The sequence below is a fragment of the Lacibacterium aquatile genome (genome assembly GCF_042683105.1).
Taxonomy (GTDB): domain Bacteria; phylum Pseudomonadota; class Alphaproteobacteria; order Elsterales; family Elsteraceae; genus Lacibacterium; species Lacibacterium aquatile.
The window spans coordinates 1-837 of sequence record NZ_JBHUIP010000021.1 but is presented as its reverse complement, the minus strand read 5'-3'; the positions used below and the strand labels follow the sequence as shown (position 1 = coordinate 837).

1 protein-coding gene is annotated in these 837 nt (G+C 65.7%); it reads left to right on the top strand.

Annotated features, from left to right (window positions below; genetic code table 11):
- A partial coding sequence (locus ACFSM5_RS22015) for an IS110 family transposase (RefSeq protein WP_379879109.1) occupies window positions 1–837 on the top strand: 837 nt, incomplete at both ends.

Genomic DNA, 837 nt, shown 5'->3' with positions numbered 1-837 from the left:
GTCGATATCTCATCGACCCACCTGGATGTGGCGGTTTCCGGCGCAGGCCGTGTGCTGCGTTTTTGTAATGATGAGGCTGGGGTGGCAGCGGTTGTCGCCTTAAGCCAGGAGGTTGAGAGTTTTGTGGTTTTGGAGGCGACCTCTCCTTTCGACACGCCCCTGATGAAGGGGCTGTCGGAGGCGAGCGTGCGCTATCACCGGGCCAACCCGCGCAAAGCCAGGGAGTTTGCTCGCTCGGCAGGCTTTCTGGCCAAGACAGACCGGGTCGATGCACGCATGCTGGCGGCCTATGGCTCGGCTTTGTCGTTGCGGCCGCCCGACCCGCTGCCGACCGACCCGCTGCCGCCCGAGCGCGAGGAGCTGCAGTTTCTGGTGGCTCGCCGGGACGAACTGGTCGAGATGCGCAAGGCCGAGCGCACCCGCCTCAAGGCTCGGCCGGTTCCCTGGCTGGCGGACAGTCTGACCCGGATGATCAACAGCCTGACAGCCGAGATCGCCGACATGGAGAAGCGGATCAAGGCTCTGGTCGCTTCCTCGGGCGCGCTCGACCGGGACAGCCGGATCCTCACCTCGGCACCGGGCATAGGATCGGTAACGGCCAGCGTCTTATTGGCCCGCCTGCCCGAACTCGGCACCATCGACCGCCGGGCCATCAGCGCCTTGGCAGGCCTGGCTCCCATCGCCTGCGACAGCGGCACCATGCGCGGCAAAAGACGGATCTGGGGAGGCCGCAAACGCGTGCGCGACGCCCTCTATATGGCTGCCCTCGCCGCCACCAGACGCGGCCCCTTCAAAGCCGTCTACCAGAAACTCAAAGACGCCGGAAAGCCACCCAAG